We start from the raw sequence: 245 nt of genomic DNA, 5'->3' as shown, positions 1-245 counted from the left end.
CGCTGCAGGCACGCGGCCACTGCGTCGCCATGACGGGTGACGGTGTGAACGACGCACTCGCGCTCAAGGATGCCGACCTGGGCATTGCGATGGGTAACGGCACGCAGGCCACGAAGGCAGTCGCGCAGATCGTCCTCGTGGACTCGAAGTTCTCCGTGCTGCCGGGGGTCCTGTCGGAGGGCCGCCGCATTATCGCCAACATGGAGCGCGTATCCTCGCTGTTCCTGGCCAAGACCACCTACGCC

General features: G+C 66.1%; 1 protein-coding gene. It reads left to right on the top strand.

Features of this window, described 5'->3' with window-relative positions; genetic code table 11:
- A partial coding sequence (locus QP415_RS12570) for an HAD-IC family P-type ATPase (RefSeq protein ID WP_285100294.1) occupies positions 1–245 on the top strand: 245 nt, incomplete at both ends.

The organism is Pauljensenia sp. UMB3104 (assembly GCF_030217285.1).
Classification (GTDB): domain Bacteria; phylum Actinomycetota; class Actinomycetes; order Actinomycetales; family Actinomycetaceae; genus Pauljensenia.
The sequence above is the reverse complement of the archived record's forward strand: the minus strand, read 5'-3'. Positions and strand labels throughout refer to the sequence as shown.